The organism is Actinoplanes sp. NPDC049681 (assembly GCF_044465265.1).
Lineage (GTDB): Bacteria > Actinomycetota > Actinomycetes > Mycobacteriales > Micromonosporaceae > Actinoplanes.
Window position 1 is genome coordinate 179,581 of sequence record NZ_JBITLP010000002.1, and the last position, 22,133, is coordinate 201,713.

22 protein-coding genes are annotated in these 22,133 nt (G+C 69.9%); 17 read left to right on the top strand and 5 right to left on the bottom strand.

Annotated features, from left to right (window positions below; all coding sequences use genetic code 11):
* Positions 1-1,635 precede the first annotated feature (1,635 nt).
* The gene (locus ACIBO8_RS06205) at positions 1,636-1,806 is read left to right on the top strand and encodes a hypothetical protein (RefSeq protein WP_396114046.1); all 171 of its coding nucleotides are present in this window, start codon (positions 1,636-1,638) and stop codon (positions 1,804-1,806) included.
* Positions 1,807-2,051: 245 nt separating this feature from the next.
* On the opposite strand, the gene ACIBO8_RS06210 is transcribed toward ACIBO8_RS06205, so the two are convergent.
* Positions 2,052-2,882 carry a hypothetical protein gene (locus ACIBO8_RS06210; protein WP_396114047.1) on the bottom strand — a complete coding sequence of 277 codons (831 nt, stop codon included), beginning with the start codon at positions 2,880-2,882 and terminating at the stop codon, positions 2,052-2,054.
* A 315-nt stretch (positions 2,883-3,197) separates the two neighbouring features.
* On the opposite strand from ACIBO8_RS06210, the gene ACIBO8_RS06215 reads away from it, so the two are divergent.
* The 5 genes from ACIBO8_RS06215 (at position 3,198) to ACIBO8_RS06235 (ending at position 8,130) form a co-directional block, all read left to right on the top strand.
* Complete coding sequence (locus ACIBO8_RS06215; protein ID WP_396114048.1) at positions 3,198-3,626, top strand: hypothetical protein; 429 nt, start codon at positions 3,198-3,200, stop codon at positions 3,624-3,626.
* Between the two features lie 279 nt (positions 3,627-3,905).
* Positions 3,906-5,339, top strand: coding sequence for an FG-GAP repeat domain-containing protein (locus ACIBO8_RS06220; RefSeq protein WP_396114049.1), 1,434 nt, complete (start codon positions 3,906-3,908; stop codon positions 5,337-5,339).
* A gap of 4 nt (positions 5,340-5,343) precedes the next feature.
* Entirely contained in the window at positions 5,344-5,985 is a 642-nt protein-coding gene (locus ACIBO8_RS06225) for a class I SAM-dependent methyltransferase (RefSeq protein ID WP_396114050.1), read from the top strand.
* Positions 5,986-6,227: 242 nt separating this feature from the next.
* Positions 6,228-7,241, top strand: coding sequence for a trypsin-like serine peptidase (locus ACIBO8_RS06230; RefSeq protein ID WP_396114051.1), 1,014 nt, complete (start codon positions 6,228-6,230; stop codon positions 7,239-7,241).
* A gap of 109 nt (positions 7,242-7,350) precedes the next feature.
* Positions 7,351-8,130, top strand: a complete 780-nt coding sequence (locus ACIBO8_RS06235; RefSeq protein WP_396114052.1) for an META domain-containing protein — start codon at positions 7,351-7,353, stop codon at positions 8,128-8,130.
* Positions 8,131-8,137: 7 nt separating this feature from the next.
* Here the strand turns inward: ACIBO8_RS06235 and ACIBO8_RS06240 are convergent, their stop codons facing one another.
* Both ACIBO8_RS06240 and ACIBO8_RS06245 read right to left on the bottom strand, forming a co-directional pair.
* Positions 8,138-8,608 (bottom strand): NUDIX domain-containing protein, encoded by a 471-nt coding sequence (locus ACIBO8_RS06240; protein WP_396114053.1) that lies wholly within the window; start codon positions 8,606-8,608, stop codon positions 8,138-8,140.
* A 53-nt stretch (positions 8,609-8,661) separates the two neighbouring features.
* Positions 8,662-9,579 carry an FG-GAP repeat domain-containing protein gene (locus tag ACIBO8_RS06245; protein WP_396114054.1) on the bottom strand — a complete coding sequence of 306 codons (918 nt, stop codon included), beginning with the start codon at positions 9,577-9,579 and terminating at the stop codon, positions 8,662-8,664.
* 271 nt (positions 9,580-9,850) lie between these two features.
* Here ACIBO8_RS06245 and ACIBO8_RS06250 point away from each other — a divergent pair, with 271 nt between their 5' ends.
* The 5 genes from ACIBO8_RS06250 to ACIBO8_RS06270 all read left to right on the top strand — a co-directional run bounded on the left by ACIBO8_RS06250 (position 9,851) and on the right by ACIBO8_RS06270 (position 14,755).
* Positions 9,851-10,231: a hypothetical protein gene (locus tag ACIBO8_RS06250; protein WP_396114055.1), complete on the top strand. Its 381-nt coding sequence runs from the start codon at positions 9,851-9,853 to the stop codon at positions 10,229-10,231.
* Between the two features lie 47 nt (positions 10,232-10,278).
* Entirely contained in the window at positions 10,279-11,457 is a 1,179-nt protein-coding gene (locus ACIBO8_RS06255) for a hypothetical protein (protein WP_396114056.1), read from the top strand.
* A complete protein-coding gene (gene mycP / locus ACIBO8_RS06260; protein ID WP_396114057.1) occupies positions 11,454-12,563 on the top strand; it encodes a type VII secretion-associated serine protease mycosin in 1,110 nt (369 codons plus the stop codon). Before ACIBO8_RS06255 ends, mycP begins: the two co-directional genes overlap by 4 nt.
* Positions 12,564-12,734: 171 nt before the next feature.
* On the top strand, positions 12,735-14,336 hold the full coding sequence (locus ACIBO8_RS06265; RefSeq protein ID WP_396114732.1) for a glycoside hydrolase family 3 protein: 1,602 nt from the start codon (positions 12,735-12,737) through the stop codon (positions 14,334-14,336).
* 29 nt (positions 14,337-14,365) lie between these two features.
* Positions 14,366-14,755, top strand: a complete 390-nt coding sequence (locus ACIBO8_RS06270; protein ID WP_396114058.1) for an HPF/RaiA family ribosome-associated protein — start codon at positions 14,366-14,368, stop codon at positions 14,753-14,755.
* On the opposite strand, the gene ACIBO8_RS06275 is transcribed toward ACIBO8_RS06270, so the two are convergent.
* Positions 14,726-15,268, bottom strand: a complete 543-nt coding sequence (locus tag ACIBO8_RS06275; protein WP_396114059.1) for a dihydrofolate reductase family protein — start codon at positions 15,266-15,268, stop codon at positions 14,726-14,728. The two genes, ACIBO8_RS06270 and ACIBO8_RS06275, sit on opposite strands and share 30 nt — an antisense overlap.
* A gap of 27 nt (positions 15,269-15,295) precedes the next feature.
* On the opposite strand from ACIBO8_RS06275, the gene ACIBO8_RS06280 reads away from it, so the two are divergent.
* The 6 genes from ACIBO8_RS06280 to ACIBO8_RS06305 all read left to right on the top strand — a co-directional run bounded on the left by ACIBO8_RS06280 (position 15,296) and on the right by ACIBO8_RS06305 (position 21,628).
* Positions 15,296-15,808, top strand: a complete 513-nt coding sequence (locus ACIBO8_RS06280; protein WP_396114060.1) for a flavoprotein — start codon at positions 15,296-15,298, stop codon at positions 15,806-15,808.
* Positions 15,809-15,901: 93 nt separating this feature from the next.
* Entirely contained in the window at positions 15,902-17,446 is a 1,545-nt protein-coding gene (locus ACIBO8_RS06285; protein WP_396114061.1) for an aldehyde dehydrogenase family protein, read from the top strand.
* An 11-nt stretch (positions 17,447-17,457) separates the two neighbouring features.
* Positions 17,458-18,270: a TrmH family RNA methyltransferase gene (locus ACIBO8_RS06290; protein WP_396114062.1), complete on the top strand. Its 813-nt coding sequence runs from the start codon at positions 17,458-17,460 to the stop codon at positions 18,268-18,270.
* Positions 18,271-18,312: 42 nt separating this feature from the next.
* Positions 18,313-19,929: a methyl-accepting chemotaxis protein gene (locus tag ACIBO8_RS06295; RefSeq protein WP_396114063.1), complete on the top strand. Its 1,617-nt coding sequence runs from the start codon at positions 18,313-18,315 to the stop codon at positions 19,927-19,929.
* A gap of 89 nt (positions 19,930-20,018) precedes the next feature.
* Positions 20,019-20,228: a DUF2283 domain-containing protein gene (locus ACIBO8_RS06300; protein ID WP_396114064.1), complete on the top strand. Its 210-nt coding sequence runs from the start codon at positions 20,019-20,021 to the stop codon at positions 20,226-20,228.
* Positions 20,229-20,236: 8 nt separating this feature from the next.
* Positions 20,237-21,628 carry a methyl-accepting chemotaxis protein gene (locus ACIBO8_RS06305; RefSeq protein WP_396114065.1) on the top strand — a complete coding sequence of 464 codons (1,392 nt, stop codon included), beginning with the start codon at positions 20,237-20,239 and terminating at the stop codon, positions 21,626-21,628.
* Here the strand turns inward: ACIBO8_RS06305 and ACIBO8_RS06310 are convergent.
* Entirely contained in the window at positions 21,597-22,055 is a 459-nt protein-coding gene (locus tag ACIBO8_RS06310) for a protein phosphatase (RefSeq protein WP_396114066.1), read from the bottom strand. The genes ACIBO8_RS06305 and ACIBO8_RS06310 overlap by 32 nt on opposite strands.
* Positions 22,056-22,133: the final 78 nt, after the last annotated feature.

Here is a 22,133-nt window from a genome sequence, read left to right on the forward strand (position 1 = left end):
CCAGGCGAAGCCGAGCAGATCTGCCTCAGGGCGCCAAGGTCGTTCCATAGGGTTCCTGCGTCTGGATGATGTTCCGGGCCGCCGGGTTGGTTGGGTGTGGCTCAAGGTCGTTTGCCGTCAGGTGGCCATGGACGAGCGGCCGCCCAGCCAGCCCCCGGATGCCTTGGCCGCTGATTGAGATCTGCGAGTCGTCGCCTGCTAAGGAACTGCCGGCGGGGTCGTCCGAGGTGACCTGGATCCGGTGGTTTGGGAGGAGGGCTTGGTGCCGGTATGGGTAGGTGTGGACGCGGGCAAGCAGGCTCACCACGTCGCGGCGGTGGCTCGATCGGCATGCCGAACCTGGTAGTGAACACGAGCCCGTTGTCTTGCCATGCCGCACCCGCCTGCTCTTCGCCGACTATCTGTGCCTCGCGGTGTTCCTTGAGCGTCGTAACGCAGATCCGCGGCAAAGGCAAGATCGCATCGGACGAGGCGGTCTTGGTGCGGCGCGCGACTGTTCCGGTGTCCAGATCAACGTCGTCCCAGCCGAGCCCGAGCAGTTCACCTTTGTCGCGCCCGAGAGCCAGGACGAGAACGTAGGGGGGGTAAAGCCGGTCACCGTCGGCGTGGGCGGATTCCAGAAATCGTCGGGCCTCCTCACTGGTCCATGCCTTCCGTTTGTGCGGGCGGATCGTCGGTAGACAGACCGATTTGGCCGATTTGGAGGGCGCGTACGCGTCCATGACCGCTTGGGCAGTGCCGCCGGAGCACTCGCCGAATGTGGTCGACGATCCCGGCAGCATCGGCCGACCGCGCAGCACCCGCACGAACGCCCGACCTCGTTCCACCAAACATGGACCTGACGCGCCTGGAGAGATAGCAGCGAGCCACGTAGTCGTAGGTCGCCAACGTCGCCGGGGACAGGTCTGTGTCGACCGTGTGCATGATCGACGCGTCCGGGTTCTTCACGTCGATCATCCCGGAGAGCCGGAGCGGGCGGGTACACGCGGCGGCAGACACGTGGTCGAGCCAGTCCGGTAAGTCCCCGTAGGTGACCCGGCGGCGGGCGGTGGCGACCTCGCCCGGGTCCAAACCGAGTTGGGCGTCGCGGTGCTCGAGCCGGCGGACGGAGGTCCACGGCGAGCCTCGGCGTTCTCCCCCGCACCCACAACGGCAGTGGTGGTGGGTGTGAGAGGCAGCGTCGAGCTGGTCATCGGCCGGTGGCCCCGGTGGCCCCGGTGGCGTCGGCGGCTATGGGTGTCCATGCGGTGGTGACCGGGTTGCGGTAGCCGTGGCGTCGCATGGGTCGACGTCGATGTCGGCCAGTTCGCCGCTGGGGGACGTGTGGTAGCCCATGTCGAGACAAGCGCATCTGGCGGGTGATCGGGGGCCGGTTTTGTCTCCTTAGCTGTCAGCGGTAGAGACGCTGTCGCAGGGTGGCGGCCCGCTGTCGGCCCGGCACAGGCAATCGGCACCGTGAGGCACGGAGATGACATGGACTCAGATGCGGATGCAGGAACGTCACAACCCCGACGGGGTTTGTGGAGTTTCGCTACCGGCTTGGTGCCCCAGGTCGGGGCTTTGGCAGTGTTCGCGTGGGCATCTCGGAAGGCGGAAGAGTCCCAGGCTTACCGAGAGCTCGGCGTAGGACTCGCCGTGTTGCTGGGATTTGGCGTGCTGCTGATGTCCGTGGTAGCCGGCACGATTGTTGCCATCAACAGAGGGACCCGACGGTTTGGCCTCGGGATGCTGCTCGGTACGGGGATCGGCATGATGCTCGACCTCGTCATGTGCGGGCCACTGGGCTTCGACCTGAGCCCCCGCTGACAGCGCAGCAGCGGAGTCTGCCAAGCGCATGAGACCGGTGCCCGTACAGCAGCGAAATACAGCAACCGACGATGCCGAACGAAGGCGAACCGGTCGACGGACGGCTTCGGAGCTGCGAGCGCTGCCGCATCCACCCGCACTGCCGGTACTGCCTCGGTCGCGGGTTCGAGTCCCGCCCCACTCAGCGCCTGCTCCGCTGTCCTGTCCGCTCGGCGGAATGGCGCCGAGGGGTCCACGCCGCCGTCCTACACGTCCCCCGAACGCGTAATCGGGCTGGTCGAGGCTTGAGGGATCCGTCCAGCATCTGCTTGACGATCGGTGCCGACTTCCCTTGCCTGCTGCTGGCCATCCGATCCTGACAGCTCTGCCAACAGCCGCCGGTACTCCTCTTGGGTGCCGATGGCCGTGCGGTGCTCAGGGTGGTCGACGTAGTGCTGGATCGCGGCGGAGAGAAATGTGGCATCGACATTGTCGGTGCGCAATGCGTGTCGGCTCAGCGGAAAGCCGATCCGTCGAACCAACTGAGGTTCCGCGTAGCCGAGTCGTAGCGTCATGGGCCGTTTGGTCCGCGGGGCGAGGTAAGCGATCGGTGCGGCCTCCCAGGGAATCACGAGCGAACCCAGGGCATAGCTCTGCCGCACTCCCTCGGGGCGCAGCTGCGCACCGTGGCCTCGCCAGGCCTCAACAACCAAGAGCGCAACGATGATCAGCCAAGGACTGTCGAAAATCGGCTCCGGCCACCAGAGATCCTCCTGCCTTCCGGCGCGCATGAGCGCGCCGAGCTGGACGGACAGGGGTACGAGACAACTCAAGGCCAGATATACCGGCCATGCGGCCGCCGGCGTGAGGAATCCTCGGACCTGCGGCGCCAGAACGAAGCGCGCCGGCCTGATCCGCAAGCTGAGGATCGCCATTGTCACCCACGCGAAGACAATGGCGAGCAGGGGCAGGAACAGGTGCTGGGCTACCGACGGTGCGAAGCTCACGGCCAGAGCGTTTCCGCACGCCATGAGGGCGCCGAGCAGCAGGATCCTGTGCCGATGGCGCACCGTAGCCACGGAAATGATGCCGATCATGCGGGTGACCCTACGGCCGAACCGCCGTGAAGGTCTTTAGCCGATCAGCTGGGGCGCGAAGCCGAACTACTGATCATGTCAGGCGTCAGGTGGCTGGCATGATGCGCGCGTGGATCGACGTCGCGCTGGGGGATGGTGGCGGTGCGGGCTGACCGCGATCGGGGTGGCACTCGCGTCGGGTCGGTCTGGGCGCCGTGGGTTCGCTTGCATATCCCGGAGGGCCTGAATGAGGTCGTCCTGGGAAGCCCGTTGACGTACGCGAGGAGCGAGGCCAGGACGTACGGATTCGCAGGGCTGCAGGGTGCTCGCATCGAAATGGTGGCCGACTGGGCGCTCCTGCTCGTGCTGGCCGCCCTTTCCTGGTGCTTCCCGCGATGGCGCCGGCCGCTCGCCATCACCGCCGGCGTGCTCGGGATCCTCCTGGTGATGGTGATGCTCGGTAGTGGGACGGCAATCGCCCATTCGTTGGTGGCGGGACAAGACCTACCCGAAGACGCCTTTCCCTATGACGCGGCGATCGACTATCTCGGCGGAAGCTGGCTCGGCCTTGTCGGTGCCGTCGCGCTCGTTGCCGCAGTTGTTCTTCCCGACCTGCCGAAGCGGGACGCCGCGAAGCGCAGCACGCTTTCGGACTCCGGACCGTGGAGTAACCGTGGCCATGGATGGTGGTCGGGCGTAAGGTCGCGGAGACCGAGGACGAGGTCCGGTACGAGTTCGGGCTGGACCGGCAGTTCGATCGCCTGATGACGATCGACAAGCACACGTGGCAGGTGGCTGCCGAGGATGGCCGCTTCGATGCTGCGCCGGTTTGAACCCCATCGGTGACGGCCACAAGGACCGCAATGCGTCGATGAAGCCGTCTTCTCAGGCAGCTCCCAGGTGGACCGTCTTTCCCCTGGGCCGCGGCATATGGCAGGTTTGGGGCAGCAAGGCAGCCATCAGGCAGGGGGACTGAACATGGCAGCGGGTCCGGTGACTCTTGTGGACCGTCGGCGCGGGCGTAGAGCCCTGATCTCCGCTGTCATGACCGCCACGCTCTTCGCCGCGGTCCAACCCGCGATCGCCGCGGCGGCAACCCCGTTCGCGCCCTGCCAACCCGAGGGTGTCTCCGCAGCCGACACGGCGGTAGCGGCGACCGTCCGCCCCGGCATGAATGGCGTACGCCTTGGGCAGGCCGTCTCCGGCTACAACATCTCCTGCGCCCGCGCGATCGTGAGCAACGTCCGTGCGCGCGGGCTGAATGAGCGCGCCGCGGTTATTGCCGTGACCGCGGCCATTGCCGAGAGCACGCTGCACAACTACACCGTCGCGACCGATCACGACAGCCTCGGGCTGTTCCAGCAGCGGCCGTCGCAGGGCTGGGGCAGGCCAGGCCAGCTGGTCGATCCGCGCTTCTCCACCCTTGCCTTTCTCAACGCGATGATGCGCAAGCATCCCTTCGACGGCTGGCTGACCGGAGACATCGGACAGATCTGCCAGCGGGTGCAGGGGTCGGCCTTCCCTCTCGCGTACGCGCCTGAGGCGCACGACGCAGAGCTGATCGTGGCTCGGTTATGGTCGCAGAAGGCCCCGGCGGAGGCGCCGAAGGAGCGAAAGACCGGGCCTTTTCAGCGGACGTTGATGGCGGCCGCTACCGGGCTTGGCATCACCGACGCCAGGTTCGACATGTCGATGGCCGATTGGAACGGTGACCGCCGCCCGGACCTCGTCGTCGTGCAGCGTTCCGGTACGAGCACCGGGCGCACCGAGCTGTTCATCCTCGACGCGACGTCGGCCCTGCCCAACGGCGCGTCGAGCTTCCAGCACCTGCTGCTGCACACCGGCACCGTGCTCGGCCCGACGGACGAGCGGCATGCGTTCTCCATGGCGGACTGGAACGGCGACGGCCGGCTCGATCTGGTGGTGGTGCAGCGGTCCGGCACGGCGAGTGGCCGTACCGAGGTGCGGGTCGTCGACGGTGCTTCCGGGTTCCAGCGCTTCCTCCTCGAGAGCACCACTCTGCTCGGGCCGACCGACGCGAATGAGTCCTTCTCCATGACCGACTGGAACGGCGACGGGCAGCTCGATCTTGTCGTGGTGCAGCGGTCCGCCACAGCGAGTGGCAAGGTGGAAATCCGGGTTCTGAGCGGTGCGGCGGGCTTCGGGCAGTACCTCGCCGAGACCGTCACCGCGCTGGGCTCCGCGGACGACACCGAGATCGCGGACTGGAACGGTGACGGCAAGCTCGACCTGGTCGCGGTGCGCACGTCCGGCAAGGCAAAGGCAAAGACTGAGGTACGGGTGGTCGACGGCGCATCGGAATTCCGGCGGGATCTGGTGCGGGCTCGCACCTCGTTGGGCGTGGCCGACGAGACGGAGATCGCGGACTGGAACGGCGACGGGCGACTGGACCTGGTGGCCGTGCGGAAGTCCGGTACGGCGAGTGGCCGTACCGAAGCGCGTGTGCTGGCGGGGTGACGTCGTGAGTTCGGACGATTCGTACGGTGGGCGGGCCCCGACCAGTCATGAGCGGATGACCGGTCTGCCGTGGGACGCGTCGTACCGGGATGGGCCCGCGCCTTGGGACATCGGGCGGCCGCAGCAGGCGGTCGTGCGTCTCGCCGATGCGGGCCGGTTCTCCGGACCGGTGCTCGATGCCGGCTGTGGGAGCGGCGAGAATGCCCTGCACCTCGCCTCCTTGGGGCTGCCGGTGCTCGGCGTCGACGTGGCCGAGACGGCGTTGGCCCTGGCCCGGGAGAACGCCGGCCGGCGCGGGCTCGACGTGGAGTTCGAGGTGGCTGACGCGTTTCGTCTGGAGCGCTTGGGGCGCGCCTTCCGGACGGTCCTGGACTGCGGGCTGTTCCACACCTTCGACCGTGAAGAGCGCCCACGCTACGTGGAGAGCCTGGCCTCCGTCACCGAGCGCGGCGGACACCTCTACGTGCTGTGCTTCAGCGATGGCGGTCCCGACACCGGCCCGCACCCGGTCGGCAAGGACGAGCTTCGGGCCGCGTTCGGTGACGGCAGCGGATGGCGGGTCGCCGGGATCGAGGCCGACCGGATCGAGACGCGGCACCACTCCCACGGCGCCCCCGCCTGGAACGCCACGATCGAGCGAGTCTGACGTCCCGGGGGATCCTCAAGCCGGTTCCGGCCGAATCTCCCGAATGGACGGTTGTTCGGCCCGGCGCACTTTGGCCGCGGATCCCCGTTCGGGGATGATTCCGGTTTGAGGTGTTATTCCGGGCCTTTTTCGAGATCCATTTACGGCGACGATGCCGATGGCGTAGATCTGATTCATCGAACGCCCATATTCTCGAGTCGCCCTTCGGACAACCATTCATATAAATGGATCTATAGGATCGGTTGACAGAATGGCTCTCGAGAAAGGGAAGCCGCATGAGATCAATCGTCAGATCGGTGATCGTGACCGGGGCAAGCCTGGCCCTGACGGTCGCCGGCGCGGTGGCCGCCCAGGCCCAGCCGTCCGCGGGGGTGTCCGGGAACGTCAGCACCGTGGCCCGGACGTCCGACGGCAAGGCGGTCACCGACCGGGCCGCGATCGCCGCGGTCGAGGCGTACTGGACCCCGGCGCGGATGGCCGCCGCCGTGGATCTGGACCTCAAGGTGCCGGACGCCGCGGGCACCGGTGCCCCGGCCGCGCCGCAGGGCAAGGCGGGCAGCGTCGCCCCGGCCGTGCCCAAGCTCGGGCTGGCCGCCCTGAACCAGTCCATCACCGTCGGCAAGGTGTACGTCTCCGTGCCCGGCGGCACCGGCCAGTGTTCGGCCAGCGCCCTGAACAGCGGAAAGCGCCGGCTCGTCATCACGGCGGGGCACTGCGTGCACGCCGGCGCCGGCGGCGGCTGGTACTCCAACTTCATCTTCGTGCCGGGCAAGCGGCAGGCCGGCGAGCCGGTGGGCCGGTTCGTCGCGGGCAACCTGACCACCCGTACGGCGTGGATCAACAACAGCAACAGCGACGAGGACATGGCCATCGCGATCATGAACAACGGCGGGATCTACAACGCCAAGGTCGTGGACACGGTCGGCGGTAACGGCCTGCGGTGGAACTGGGGATACTCGGTCTCGGTGACCATTCTCGGCTACCCCGTCGCCGGCGGGTTCCCGGGCGACATCCAGTACTTCTGCCAGGGCACCACGTGGAACGGCCACAACCAGCAGGTGCGGGCCTGGTGCAACATGACCCAGGGTTCGAGCGGTGGACCGTGGCTGCAGGAATACAACGATCAGAACGGTCTCGGCTACACGAACAGCGTCGTGAGTCACCGGCACGACGACCCGAACCAGATGGACGGTCCGTATTTCGACGACGACATCAAGAGCCTCTACGACTACGCGGAGGGACTGTCGCCCGCGTGACGTTCGATCGGTGAACCGGAAGACCTCGGCAATGCCGCCGGGGTCTTCGCCGTGGAATCGTTCGGGAAATCATGGGAACGGTGCGGGTACGAATGCCGTCTCAGCCCGCATGACTACCAGACGGTGGCACTTCCTGGCGGTGGTGGCGATCATGGCGATGGCGGGATGCGGTGGTCAGGGCGATGCGGCCGCGCCCTCTCCCTCGGGCTCCGAGCTGGCGGACCGCACCTTCGTCTCGGCGGACGATCCGGGCGCGAGGCTCGTGGCGGGCACCCGCGTGCGACTGACGTTCCGGCCGGGCACGCTCGCGGCCGAGGGTGGGTGCAACCATCTCACCGGCAAGCTCGCGGTCGAGGGTGACCGGCTCGTGGTGACGGATGTCGGCGGCACGCTGATGGCCTGTTCGCCGGAGCTGATGGAGCAGGACGCCTGGCTGACCGCGTTCCTCCAGGCGCGCCCCCACTGGGAGTTCGACGCCGGCACACTCGTGCTGAGCACCGGAACCGACCGGCTGCGGCTGGTCGACGTACGCTCCGCCGAGCCGGACCAGCCGCTCTCGGGGCCGCGCTGGTCGCTGGAGTCGCTGCTCGAGGGCTCGGCGGCCTCGTCGCTCCCGGCCGGAGCCGACGTGCACCTGACCTTCCGCGACGGCCGGGTGACGGGTGCGACGGGCTGCACGGAGTTCTCCGGCGCGGCGTCGGTGGGGGAGGACGCGATCTCTTTCTCCCCCCTCACCACCCGGGCCCGGAAGTGCGCCCAGCCGCTCCATGCGCTGGACGAGGCCGTCCGCAGCCGGCTCGCCGACCAGGTGTCCTATCGGATTACGGGCGACACATTGGTGCTCACCGGCGCTGACGGCAGAGGAATGGAACTGCGCGCCGCCTCTTGAATCCGGGCTACGAGGTCACCTCCACATAGCGGGTCGCTCCGTCGGCCCGGGCGCGGAGCACTTCCGCGAGCAGTGCCCGATGTGTGGGCGGCAGCATGGTGTGCGCCTGCTCCGCCGTCACGAACGCGTGGCTGCCCAATTCGCCGGGGCTGAGCACGATCGCGGCCCGGTCGGCGGCCGGGAGAATGCCGCCGTCGAAGACGAAGAACAGCTTGCCGTCCGGCCCGTCGGGCGTCCACGCGACCACCAGCAGGGCACCGATCGCAGGCGTGAGGCCCAATTCCTCGCGCACTTCCCGTACGCAAGCGGCCAGAGGGGTTTCGCCTGCATCCACACCGCCGCCGGGCAGATTCCAGAAGTCCTTGTAGACCGGGTCGACGAGCAGCACTCGGCCGTCGTCGTCGAAGAAGGCGGCGCCGGAAGAGACGCGGGGCCGGGCCGGGGCGATGTCGGGCACGATGCGCAGTTCCGTTCTCATGGTGGACCGGTGACGCCGGCTCGGCGCCACCGGTCACGGTGTGGATCAGGACCTCACCAGAGGATTCCAGGCTGCGGAATCTCCGAGCCGACCGCGAACAGGTTGTGCCACTTCCACCCGGTGCCGTAGAACGAGCTGCCGGTGGAACGGGCCACGTAGACATCCGCGGCCGAACCGCGGGTGAAGGTCGCGATATCGGTACGCCCGTCGCCGGTGAAGTCGCCGGTGCCGGGGATCTCGCTGCCGACGGCGAAGTAGTTGTGCCACTTCCAGCCCGTACCCGAGAAAGAGGAACCCGTGGAGAGCGCGACGTAGACGTCGGCCGCTGTGCCACGCGTGAAGGTCACGATGTCGTCGCGCCCGTCGCCGTTGAAGTCGCCCACGGAGGGCAGTTCGGTGCCGACGGCGAAGTAGTTGTGCCACTTCCAGCCCGTACCCGAGAAAGAGGAACCCGTGGAGAGGGCGACGTAGACGTCGGCCGCTGTGCCACGCGTGAAGGTGGCGATGTCGTCGCGTCCGTCGCCGTTGAAGTCGCCGACGGCGGGGATCTCGGTGCCGGCGGCGAAGTAGTTGTGCCATTTCCAGCCGGTTCCGGAGAAGGAGGATCCGGTGGAGAGGGCGACGTAGACGTCGGCGGCGGATCCGCGGGTGAAGGTGGCGATGTCGTCGCGCCCGTCACCGTTGAAATCGCCCACCAACGGTGTCTCCGTTCCGGCCGCGAAATAGTCATGCCATTTCCAGCCGGTGCCCACGAAGCCCGCGCCGTTGGACAGGGCGACGTACACGTCGGCGGCGGATCCGCGGGTGAAGGTCACGATGTCATCGCGCCCGTCACCGTTGAAATCCCCGGCGACACCGCTGAAACCTCCGCCGGCCGGCGGCGTCGCGGCGGCCGAGGTGGCCGGAATCTGGACGATCATCGTGACGGCGGCGGCCGCCGACAGGGCGACAAGACGCGTAACCGAAAACATGGTGCTCCCCGTTTCTGTCTGAACATTGGCCTGACAGTCGACTGTGAATTCGGCACAAAACTAACCCGATCGGGAGCGCTCGGTACCTTTCAGTCCGGTAGCTGTCTGGACCCAATAAAAGCCACATGACGGTCAGGCAGGAGGTACGCTCCCGCGCCGTTGAACGCCCGGCGCCCGCCGTACGTGTGACAAGCGCGGCGACGGCGATATCCGGCATACATCGGTACAGATCTATCGATATGCTGTGGTGTCGCGGCGACGGGGAGGCAAGATGCCGGACGGTATCCGGATAGACACGGAGCAGGTGGGCGAGTTCGCGCAAGGCATGCGCGCGGAGGCCGACAAGGGCTTCGCATCCGCCGCGAACCGAGGCGCCGACCTGCACCAGCACGGCGTGGTCTTCGGCGCCAGAATCCCGGGAGACACGGTCCTCGACGCGAAGCGCCGCTATGCGGAGGCGCTGGCGAACACGGACGCGAATCTGCGGGCGTACAGGCAGATGGCGATGATTTTCGCGGATGTGGCGGAGAAGATCGCCAAGGAGTTCGCCACCACCGACATGGCCTCCGAGGCGGCCCAGCGGCGGATCGATGCGCTGCTCCAAGGGGCTGTGGCCCAGGCCGCCGAGGTCGAACAGGGAAGGGCTCTCTGATGGCGGGCGCCAACTGGGACGCGTACAACCTGCCGGCCATCTGGTCGATGCTCGAGCAGGAGGACGCCTGCACCGGTGCGGACCGCGTCCTGTCGTGGGACGGACTTGCTCATGACGTCCGGACCCAGCACCGTCGCCTGCTCGAAGCGAGCCAGAACCTGGCGGCCGTGTGGTCGCCGGCCGACAACGCGTCCGCTCGCGTCTTCCTGGAGCGCATGGACGTCCTCGCCGAGTCCATGGCGCACACGCTTACCCGTGCCGAGGACACGCGTGCCGGACTGCGAGGGATCCTTGAGGCCTTGAGTGAGGCACAGGCCGCCGTCCAGCCTTGGGTGGAGGTGCGTCAGGAAGTCAGCGGCGACCTCATTCCCCGCTGGGCGGACCACGCCGAGGACGAGTACGACGACAAAGCCCGTCAGGCGATGCGCAAAGCGGAAGCCGCCATCGCGGATCACAGCACCCAGATCCAGCCCCCAGAGCTCTACGACCCCAGTCGGCCACGCGGAGGCGTCGACAAACCCATCGGCGGTGGCGGCACGAAATCCGGTGGGCAAGGAACCGGATCTTCCACGGGATCTGTCCGGGCGACGCCGGTCCCGGTACCGGTACCCCACGATCCACCTGCGGAGACGCGTATCCCGGCCGGCGACAACGGCCAGCTGCCGCCCGGCACGGGACCGTCGGCCGACGACTCTCGTCGCACAGGGATCGACCTTGCTGGAGTTCTTCCGGCGCCCTCCACGGTGCCCGCGCCGGGTGCCGGCCCGCTCACGCCTCCCGTGGCGACTGCTCCGAGTGGCTCGGTCGGCGGGACGTTGCCCGGAACGGTGATCGGCGGCGGTGGTCTCTTCGGTGTCACGCCGGGGAGGGGCACCGGTGGTGGCCTTACGCCCGTGTCTCTCGGTGGTGGTGCGCTGAAAGGACGGCAGGCCGTCTCGGTACGTACCGCCATGCCGTCGGGCACCGTTCTCGGGGCGCCCTCGACGGGGACCCGGTCTCCGAGTACCGCCCGGGGTGGCGTCGGCGGCCGCGGAGCGGCGGGTCAGCCGCTCGCACAGACGGCGCCGGGCCAGCGCGGACGTAAGGGTGGCACCGACGACGAGTCGATCGCCGGCAAGGCTGATCAGGCGTGGGACGTGCGGCACGGCGTCGACCCGGTGATCGCCCCGGACACCCGTCCGCCGCGCCACGATCCAGGTCCCGGCGTGATCGGTTTGCCCTCGTGACCTCCGTGCGGCGCGCCGGGCGAATCGCGGGGTTCCTGCTCGCGGCGGCGGGGTTGGTCGGGTCGACGGCAACCCCGGCTGCTGCCGACTCGATACGGGACCGGCAGTGGTACCTCAAGGCACTTGAGGTCAGCCGGGCCCATGGTCTGAGCGAGGGGCGCGGTGTCACGGTTGCCGTGATCGACACCGGGGTGGACGTTCGGCATCGTGACCTGGCTGGGGCGGTGCTGCCGGGCCTTGACGTCTATCCGAATGCCAAGGGCGACGGTCGGGAGGATCTGGCCGGCCACGGCACGGAGATGGCAGGCATCATCGCCGCCCGGGGCCACAGCACCTCCGACGGCGTGCTGGGGATCGCCCCTGCCGCCAAGATTCTCCCCATTCGTGCGCCCATCGACGGGTACGCCAGCTCCGGCTACATGCGCGAGGCGGTCGCCTTCGCCAAGAAGCGGGGGGCGGGTGTGATCAACATGTCGTTCGGCACCAGCGACGACGTCCCGTTGCGGGACGCGATCCGCGCAGCCCAGGCCGCCGACATCGTTCTTGTCGCAGCTTCGGGGAACAAGGACGCGGCGGGGGATGACTATCCGGGGAAGTATCCGGAGGTTCTGACTGTCGGCGCGACGGATCGCAACGGCAAGGTCGCCGAGTTCTCGGTGACGGGGTCGCAGGTGGATATCACCGCACCCGGCGTGGACATCGCCACGACGGGTATCTACGAATCCGGCTATCAGCTGGGCAGCGGCACAAGTCAGGCGGCGGCCCTGGTCAGCGGAGCTGCCGCTCTGATGAGAGCGAAATACCCCGACCTCAGCGCGGCCGAGGTGGTGCATCGGCTGACCGCAACCGCGACGGACGCGGGAGCTCCGGGACGTGATGACAGCTACGGCTACGGACGCCTGAATCTGCTGAAGGCGCTGACCGCCGACGTGCCCCCGCTCGCGACTGCTTCCCCTTCGACGGATCGGCATCCGGCCCCCGCGAAGCCGGCAGCAGCCGAGCAGACCCGGCGGACCAGCCCCTTGGTGTTCGCAGCCGGCGCCGCCGTCGTGGTCCTGCTCATCGGCGGCCTGGTCGTCGGCCTCATGCTCAGGCGTCAGCGCTGAGCCGGTCGTTCCGGCCCCTGTGGACAAGGACATCGAAGGCGGCCGCCGCGTCCTATGCTCGGACGCATGGCTCGCCGTTCGGCAGTGTTGCTCTCCGTCCTCTGTCTCCTGATCGCCGGCCCGGCGATGCCCGCCGCGGCCAAGGATCCGGTCGGTGCGCTCTTGGCGCGCATGTCGCTCGCCGAGAAGGTCGGGCAGATGTTCGTCTCCTACGTGTACGGACGCACTGCCGACACCGCTTCGCCGGCCAACGTGAGCCTCTACGGCGTGGCGACTCCGGCGGAGGTGGTGGCGAAGTACCACCTCGGGGGCGTCATCTACTTCACGTGGAGCGATAATCTCGCCGACCCGGGGCAGATCGCCGGGCTCTCCAACGGGCTGCAGCGGGCCGCCGTGGCCGACAGCGGGGTTCCGTTGCAGATCAGCACCGACCAGGAGGGCGGCGTCGTCAACCGGATCGGGGCTCCGCTCGCCGTCTCGCCCGGGAACATGGCGGTCGGGGCGACGTTCCGGCCGGGGGAGGCTTACCGGGCGGCTCGGGTGAGCGGCACCGAGTTGCGGGCGCTCGGGATCAATGTGGTGGATGCGCCCGTCGTCGACGTGAATACCAATGCTCGCAATGCTGCTGATGGGCCGCGGGCTTTCGGGGACCGTACGGGGCAGGTGTCGCTGTTCGGGGCCGAGGCCGTCGCCGGATATCGGGATGCCCGGATCGGGGCTCAGGCCAAGCACTTTCCCGGGCTGGGTGACACCACCGTCAACACCGACAACGGGGTGGCTGTCACGGATGAGTCGCGGGAGGAGATCCTGGCCACGCATGTGCCGCCGTTCCGGGCGGCGATCGCGGCGGGGGTGCCGAGCGTCATGGCTGCGCACATCGTCGCGCCGGCGCTCGATCCGAGCGGGCGGCCTGCCAGCCTTTCGCGGCCGATCGTCACCGGGCTGTTGCGCCGGCAGTTGCATTTCGACGGGGTGGTGATCACCGATGCCCTGGATGCCGCGGCGCTGAAGGACATTCCTGCCGATCAGATCGTGCTGGATGCCGTCGATGCCGGGGTCGACCAGTTGCTCATGCCGAAGGATGTGCCCGGCGCTGTTCGTACCGTGCTGGATGCCGTTGCCGACGGCCGTGTCAGCGAGGCGCGGATCGATCGGTCCGTGCGGCGGATCCTCCGGATGAAGACGGGGCTGGGGCTCTTCGACGACCCGTACGTGTCTGAGCAGCCCGTCGTCGGCACGCCCGGGCATCTCGATGTCATGGCGGGGGTGGCGGCCGGTTCCGTCACCGAGCTGCGGAACACCGCCCTGCCGGTGGAGGCCGGTCGGAGCGTTCTGGTCACCGGCTGGGGCGTGGGCACCACGACCAACCTCACCAACGCCCTGAACGCCCGGGGTGTCGGTGCGACGCGGCTGTACACCGGGTCGCCGAACGCCGATGTCATCGCCCAGGCCGTCGCGGCCGCCCGTGCCGCCGATGTGACGGTGGTGACGACGTACAACGCGTGGGGTGACGTCAATCAGCAGAAGCTCGTCGCGGCGTTGCTCGCCACCGGCAAGCCGATCGTCGTCGCGGCGGTCGGTGGGCCGTACGACATCGCGTACTTCCCTGAGGTGAGCACGTATCTCGCCGCGTACGGATATCAGCTGCCGTCGGTGAACGCTCTGGCCGACGTTCTCACCGGCCGGCAGGCGGCCCGGGGCCGTCTGCCGGTGACGATTCGCAGTGCTGACGGACGTGAAGTGCTTTTCCGGTACGGAACGGGTAGGGGGTGATCAGGAAGTCCGATCGAAGGGAGAACCCGATGAGTGTCGCGGCAGACCCGGCCACCGTCGCCCAGTGCCTGCGCGCCGGAGCCGGCTTCTCGCAGGGCGACCGTGAGTGGATCGCGGAGCAGTTCGTCACGCTGGACGCCCGGCTCGCCACGTTCCCGGCGGAGACCACGGAGCTCGAGGTCTCGGTCAAGGACCGGGAGGCTCGGGGCCAGAAGGTCACGCTGGAGTGCTGGATCGCCGGGCGCGAGAAGATCGTCACGACGTCGGCCGAGGAGGACCTGCACGCGGCCCTGCACGACGTCCGCGACGACCTGCGCCGGCGGCTGAACGACCAGAAGACCAAGCAGGAGCCGCGCCACAACCGCCACCTGCGCGCCGGGCTCACCGACCTACCGCAGGACGCGGAACCAGAGGTCTGACGAGTGCGGCACCTCCGCGGAGCGGATGCGTTCCAGCTTCACGGAGGTGCCGCCCTCCTGGTCGTACAGGCGGGTGCCGGCCCCCAGCATGATCGGGGCGACGCCCACCAGGATCTCGTCGAGCAGGCCGGCTGCCAGGCATTGCCGGGCGACGTCGGCGCCCAGCACGTTGACGTACTTGTCGCCTGCGGCGTCCACGGCCAGCGCGACCGCCGTCGCCAGGTCGTCGGTGAAGGTCACCCCCGGCCACGGTACGGAGGGGCGATGGTGGGTGAGCACCACCTGCGGACCGGACCACGCCCCGCCGAACGCCTGGCCCTCCGCGGGGGTGTCCCGGTACGGGTCGTCGCCGCGGAACGTGCGGTTGCCCGCGAGAATCGCGCCGACGTTCGGCACCAGCTCGTCGAAGAGTGGGTCCGGCCCCAGGTAGGGCGTCATCCATGACATGTCGCCGCCCGGCCCGGCGATGAAGCCGTCCAGAGACATGGTCGCCGAGTAGAGCAGCTTTGCCATCCCGCCATCATGCGTACCCTTTGCGCCGTGACGAAAGCGGGAAGCGGAAATGATCTGCGCATCCTCGTCTGCGGCGCGGGCAGCGCCGCGGCCGTCGCCGGGGTGGTCGAGGCGGCCGTCGCCCGCGGCTGGAGCGTCGACATCACCGCCACGGCGAACGCCCTGACGATGATCGACGCCCCCGCCCTGACCCGCATCAGCGGGCGGCCCATCCGGACGACCTACGGGTACGCGGCCGACGGCACCCGGGTCTCGCCGGTCGCCGACGCGCTCCTCGCCGTGCCGGCGACGTTCAACACCATCAACAAACTCGCGCTCGGAATCGCGGACACGTATCCGTTGAGTTCGGTGGCCGAGGTGATCGGGCGAGGCGTGCCGGTCGTCGTCGTGCCCGCGGTCAACGCGGCGCTCGCCGCCAGGGCCCCGTACCGGCGGGCGGTGGCGAGCCTGCGGGACGAAGGGGTGCTCTTCGCGGGAGACGGGTTCGAAGCGCTGGACCTGCTCGAGGGAGTGCGCAGGATGGAGAACGCGGGTTCATAGAATTTCGTCGAATCTTCCGCTCGTTACAAGAAGGTGTGCCCGGCCCGCGGGGAACCGGTGGTGCGCGGCGGCGCGTCCTTCGCACAGTGGGGTATGAGCCTGATCGTCGCCCCCGGAACGGCCTGGAACGATGTCCTCGCCCGGGTCACGGCCGCCGCCCCCGAGGCGGTGACGGCCGGCCGGCTGCGGAATCTCTACGCCGGTAGCTGGCAGGACAAGGGCTCGCCGGCGGACGTGCGTACCCCGGTCGACGGGTCGGTGATCGCACAGGTCTCCCGGGTCGGCGCGGCGACCGCGGCGGGTGCGGTGGAGGCCGCCGGCCGCGCTCATCACCGGTGGGCCGTGACCCCGCTCGCCGAGCGGCGTGCCCGGGTCGCCGCGGCCGTCGAGGCGCTGGCCGTGCACCGGGACCTGCTCGCGCTCACCCTCGCCTGGGAGATCGGTAAGCCGTGGCGGCTCGCCTGCGCCGACGTGGACCGGGCGCTGGACGGCGTGCGCTGGTACGCCGAGCAGATCGAACGCCAGGTCGCGGGCCGAGAGCCGCTGCCGGGGCCGGTGAGCAACATCGCCTCGTGGAACTACCCGATGAGCGTGCTGGTCCACGCCGAGCTCGTGCAGCTGCTCGCCGGCAATGCGGTGATCGCCAAGACGCCGTCGCAGGGCGGCGCCGTCTGCCTGACCCTGGCGCACGCGTTGATGGCCCGGGCCGGGCTGCCCGTGACCCTGCTCTCCGGCAGCGGTGAGGAGTTGTCGGAGGTGCTCGTCACCGCCCCGGAGATCGGTGCGGTGGCCTTCGTCGGCGGGCGGTCGAACGGCGGGAAGGTCGCCGGCGCGCTGCTCGACCGCGACAAACGGCACTTCATCGAGCAGGAGGGGCTCAACGCCTGGGGAATCTGGAAGTTCTCGCAGTGGGACCTGCTGGCCGGACATCTGCGCAAGGGTTTCGAGTACGGCAAGCAGCGCTGCACCGCGTACCCCCGCTTCGTGGTGCAGCGCGATCTCGTCGACGCCTTCCTGGACGTCTACCTGCCCGTGGTGAAGGCGGTGCGGTTCGGGCACCCGCTCGCCGTGGAGCGGGCCGGTGATCCGCTGCCGGAGCTCGACTTCGGGCCGCTGATCAGCGCCGGGAAGGCCGCTGAGCTGCGGCGGAAGGTGGACGATGCGATCAAGGGCGGGGCGGTGCCGCTGTACCGGGGCGTGGCGGCGGCCGGGCGGTTCATCGACGGGCAGGACATCGGTGCGTACGTGGGCCCCACGGCGCTGCTGGCCCCGCCGGGACGGTCCCGGCTCATGCATACGGAGCCGTTCGGGCCGGTCGACACGATCATCGTGGTCGACACCGAGGACGAGCTGCTGTCGGCGATGAACGCCGGCAGCGGGGCGCTGGTGGCGAGCGTGGCCGTCGACGACGAGGAGCTGGCGGCCAAGCTGGCGAAGGACGTGCAGGCGTACAAGGTCGGGATCAACGAGCCGCGCTCGCGGGGCGACCGGGAGGAGACCTTCGGCGGCCGCGGCGCGTCCTGGAAGGGCGCCTTCGTCGGCGGCGACCTGCTCGTGCAGGCGGTCACCGTGGGCGCGCCGGGGGAGCGGCTCTACGGCAACTTCCCCGACTACACGAGCTTCCCGCCCACGCCGTAACCTCGGACGGCGTGCCCAGGACCTTACGGATCACCACCCGCAACGCCACCTTCCAGCAGTGGCAGGCGCTGCTCGGCAATCGCACCAAGCGGCAGCGGGCGGGTGAGTTCCTCGTCCAGGGCGTACGCCCGATCTCGCTGGCCGTCGAGCACGGCTGGGAGATCCGGGCGCTGCTCACCGCCGAGGGACCCGGGCTGTCCCGGTGGGCGCGCGACCTGATCGAGACGGCCGGCGTGCCCCGGGCGGTGCTCTCCGCCGAGCTCATGGGCGAGCTGGGCGGCAAGGACGAGGAGGCGCCCGAGCTGCTGGCCGTCGTCGGGCTGCCCGCCGACGACCTGGCCCGGCTGCCCGTCGGGCCGGATCTGCTGGTCGTGGTCTTCGACCGGCCCACCACCCCGGGCAACATCGGCACGCTGGTGCGCTCGGCGGACGCGTTCGGGGCCACGGGCGTGGTCGTCACCGGGCACGCCGCCGACCCGTACGACCCGAAGGCGGTACGGGCCTCCACCGGCTCCCTCTTCGCCCTGCCCGTGGTGCGGGTGCCGAGCCACCGGGAGGTGCTGGAGTGGGCGGGTGCCGTGGGCGTACCCGTGCAGGTCGTGGGCACCGACGAGCGGGGGCCGGTCGACATCGCCGAGCACGACCTGACCGGCCCGACCGTGCTGGCGGTCGGCAACGAGACCCACGGCCTCAGCGCCGCCTGGCGTGACGCCTGTGACCGCATGGTGCGCATCCCCATCACCGGGGCGGCGAGCTCGCTGAACGCCGCCTCGGCCGCGACGGTCGCCCTGTACGAGGCGGCCCGGCAAAGGCGATTTAGCTGACACGCGCTCAGGGGCCGGGGGGATGCAACCGAAAAGAAATTCGTGCGTATCTCAGACGTCAGCGTCGGCAAGCGGCTCGGCGCGTCCTTCCTGGTGCTCGTGATGCTGATCGTGGTCGCCGCGGCGGCCGGGTGGTGGGGCATGCGCCAGCAGAGCGACTCCCGGGCTCGCGTGGCGGTCCTCGAGCGGCTTCGCAGCCAGATCCAGGACGTCGAGTACTACGCCGCCGACATCTCCGGGTGGCAGTCGCTGTGGGTCAACGACGTCGCGGCGTACGGGTTCGAGTACCTCAACGGGGAGGATGAGTTCAACCGCCAGGGGCTGCTGGACTCCAAGAAGTCGGTCTACGAGCTGCTGGGTGAGATCGACACCAAGAGCCTGACCGCCTCCGAGAGGACCACCTTCGCCAAGCTCAAGCCGGCCTGGGACGACTTCTTCGCCTGGGACGACAAGATGCTGGGCTGGCTCAAGGCGGACGACGGCAAGGCCACCCTGCAGAAGGTCATGGGCAGCATCAACGACGGCGCCGCGTCCGACTCCTGGGGCGCCGTGCTCGACGTCACCAGCGAGCTCTACAAGTCGGTCAAGGCGCGCGCCGCCAAGGTGAGCGCCGAGGCGGAGAAGGTGCGGACGACGAGTGAGGAGGTGCTCGGCGGCACGCTGGTGCTGGCCCTGCTCCTCGCGATCCTGCTGGCCTTCTGGGCGACCCGGTCGGTGGTGCGCCCGCTCGCGGTCGTGGTCTCCGCGCTCGGCCGCCTCGCCGGGCGGGACCTGACCGCCCGTACCGACCTCAGGCGCCGCGACGAGCTGGGCAAGCTGGGCGAGGCGCTGAACAGCACCGCGGAGTCGCTGCGGGAGACCGTGGCCGCGATCGCCGGGCACGCCGGCACGATCGCCACCACCTCCGACGACCTGTCCCAGATCTCCGGCCGGGTCGCCGACTCGAGCGCGCAGGTGGACTCGCAGGCGTCCGCGGTCGCCGCGCTCGCCGGCGACGTCTCCGGCAACGTCCGTACCCTCGAGGCGGGCAGCCGGGAGATGGGTTCCGCCATCGACGAGATCAGCCGCAACGCCGGTGAGGCGGCCCGGGTCGCCGCCGAGGCGGTCACCGTCGTGGACAAGACCAACGTCAGCGTCGGCAAGCTGGGCGAGTCGTCCGCGGAGATCAGCGCCGTGGTCGGCCTGATCACGTCGATCGCCGAGCAGACCAACCTGCTCGCCCTCAACGCCACCATCGAGGCGGCCCGGGCCGGCGAGATGGGCAAGGGCTTCGCGGTGGTCGCCGGCGAGGTCAAGGACCTGGCCCAGGAGACGGCGAAGGCGACGGAGACCATCGGCCGGCTGGTGCAGACCATCCAGGCCGACACCGGCGACGCGGTCGGGGCGATCGCGCAGATCAGCAGCGTGGTGAGCCGGATCAGCGACTACCAGAACCAGATCGCCGCGGCGGTCGAGGAGCAGACCGCGACCACCGGCGAGATGGGCCGTAACGTGGCCGAGGCGGCGCAGAGCAGCCGGGACATCGCGGCGAACATCGCCGGCGTCTCGACCGCGGTCGGCGAGACCACCACGGTGGTGCGGGAGGCGCAGGCGTCGGCCGAGGAGCTGGCCCGTACCAGCGCCGAACTGAAGAAGCTGGTGGCCGGGTTCACCGTCTGAACAATCCTCCCTGAGGCTCCCCGGGCCGACCTCCGGCGTCTTGGCCCGAACCGGGTCTGGGGGGCGCCCGGCCGTGATGGAATCGGGGCATGCGGATGACGTTGGACGCCGACGCCGACGCGGCGTACGTGGAGATCGCGAGCGCCGAGCACCGGTCCGTGGAGAACATCACCGTGGACCGCCCGGACGGGATGATCGTGCTGGATTTCGACGCCGACGGTCATCTGCTGGGCATGGAGGTGCTCGGCGCACAGCGGCTGCTGGCGCCGGACATCCTCGCGGACGCGGACCGGCTGTAGCGGCCGCGATGGGCAGTGACCCCGCCGCGCCCGTCCTCCTGCGTCCCGTCCTCGCCGCCGCCGACCGGATGCCGACCGGCGCGCGGCTCCTGATCCCGGTGCTGCTCGCCGCGGCCTCCGGTGCGGTGACCGCCTCCGGCCGGCTCAGCGATTCCGGCGCGCAGCGGCTCATGTCTCTTGCCGGCGTGGCCGGTGTCCTGCTGGCCGTGTGGTTCGCGGCGGCGGTGCGCTGGCGCATCCGGCACGACGCCGGGCTCGCCGCCCGGGCGGTGAAAGCGGTCGCCGACGGGGATCTCGCCGAGCGGGCGCTGCCCGCGGGACGTGACGAGCTGGCCGACGTCGGCCGGGCGATCGGCGCGGCGCGGTCGCGGATGCTCGCCCGCAAGGACCGGCAGCGCGAGGTCCAGGCGATCCGCGAGGAGCAGTTCCAGGTCGGCTTCCAACATCAGAAGCAGGCAGAGCTGCGGCTGCGCCAGCGCGCGCAGGCCGTCATCGACGAGTCCACGACCGTGATCGCCGGGGAGCTGCGCGAGGTCACCGACCAGGTGGCCGAGGTACGGCGGGCCGCCGACACCATCGACGGGGGCATCGCGGCCACCGACGCGGCGACCTCGGCGGTGGTGGACCACGCCCGCCGGGCGGAGGAGGTCATCGCGTCCCTCGAGCAGAGTCTGCGCCGGGTGGCCTCCACCGCCCAGCTGGTTCAGGGCATCGCCGGGCAGACCCGGCTGCTGGCCCTCAACGCGACGATCGAGGCGGCCCGCGCCGGCGAGCTGGGGCTGGGCTTCACGGTCGTGGCCGACGAGGTGAAGGACCTGGCCACCAGCACCGCGGACTCCACCGAGCAGATCGCCGGCACCATCGCCGAGCTGGAGCGCGACACGTCGCGGATGGCCGACGCCATCGCCGCGATGGTCGCCGGGATCGGGAGTGTGGGCGAGGCGGCCACCTCGCTGCGGGCGGTCGCCGCCGACCAGGGCACCGTGGTCGGCCGGCTCACCGAGCGTGTCGGGCGGACCATCGACCGGGTCGAGGGGATGTCGGGCCTGGCCGCCCAGCTCGAACGCCGCCAGTCGGAGCGGGTGAGCGTGACCGGGACGGTCCGGCTGCAGCGGCGCGGCAGCGACCCGGTCGAGGCGTCGCTGATCGACGTCAGCAGCGGTGGGTTGCGGGTCCGGCTGACGGACGGCGGCCTGACCGTCGGCGAGCTGGTCGAGGTCGAGGGACTGGGCCACCCGGGCGAACCCGTCCCGGTCCGGGCGCGGGTGGAGAGCCTCCGCGGCGGCGCCGGCAAGGACGAGGCCGGGCTCCAGCTCATGATCACCGATGGCCGGACCGCCGAGCGGATCGACCGCTATCTGGAAGACCTCACCCGCGCCGGCGCCGAGCGGCTGCCGTGAACGCCCGGACGTAGCGGCGCTGCCACGGCGTCTCCACCGCCCGGCGGTCGTAGCGGTCGCGGACGAAGGCGACGGCCTCCGCGGCGGCCACGCCGTCGATGACAGCGAGGCAGGCCAGCGCGGTTCCGGTGCGGCCACGTCCGCCGCCGCAGGCGATCTCCACCCGTTCGCCGGCCGCCCGCTGCCAGGCTTCGTGCAGCACCGCCGCGGCCGCGTCGCGGTCGGCGGGGAGACGGAAGTCGGGCCAGCGCAGCCACCGGCTCTCCCAGGTCACCGGCGGGGGAGCGCTGCCGAGCAGGTAGACGCCGAATTGCGGTTCGGGGCCGGGCGGCACGGGCCGGCGCAGGGCACGGCCGCGGACCAGCCGCCCGGACGGCAGGCGCAGCACCCCGGGCGCCGCCGGATCCCAGCCCTGGTCGGTCGCCATCGGCCTATTGTGCTCGCCGGGCGCGGGAGCGGACCGCTAGGCTCGGCGGGTGCACAGCATCAACCGGGAGCGACGCCG